Source organism: Oleiphilus sp. HI0117 (genome assembly GCF_001635235.1).
On the sequence record NZ_LWGA01000193.1, the window covers coordinates 1 to 680 of the forward strand.

The 680-nt window shown below is 47.2% G+C and carries 1 protein-coding gene; it reads right to left on the reverse strand.

All coding sequences use genetic code 11. The features are described 5' to 3' along the window. Nucleotides 1-680: molecular chaperone (gene yegD, locus A3757_RS02475; protein ID WP_082872045.1), on the reverse strand; the 680-nt coding region annotated here is incomplete at both ends.

Here is a 680-nt window from a genome sequence, read left to right on the forward strand (position 1 = left end):
GAGGTGCTTTCCTGCCAGCTGAATATCAAGATCGTTCCCCCCTACTCGCTCACCGCTATGCCCTAGAAAATCTTTTGATCGATCGCTCTTATCTCGGTAAGAAGGCCCCATTCTAACCATGGCACAGTCGCTCGTTCCACCACCGATATCGACAACTAAAACCGTTTTATCTGCATCGAGTGAACGTTCAAAACTCAGGCCTGCGGCAATAGGCTCAAATAAAAACTCAACATCTTTAAAACCAGCACGTTTTGCTGAGGTTTGCAGAATTTCCAAGGCCTGACGGTTACTCTGCTCGGCGTCCAAACCTTGAAAGTTTACAGGGCGACCAATTACAGTATGCGATATCGTATCGCCAAGTGTCTGTTCCGCACGCGCTTTAATAGATTGCATCATTGCCGTAACGATATCTTCAAATAGAAAAACCGCTTCTGGACGAAGTCCGCTGGCACCCAGAAAAGACTTCGGGGACTTTACAAAGTAGCCTTCTCCCGGCCATTGTAAATACTCTTCAAAGGCTTCATGGCCGACATAGACTATTCTTTCGTCTGAACCAAAACCTTGCTCCCGACGAACATGTTGAGCACGAGCTAAGTGGTTACTGCGCAGGTCGATATAGTCTGACTTAAGCTCATCAGTGGCAATAGACAAGCCGACACTTTCACTAATCAGTTCCCGGT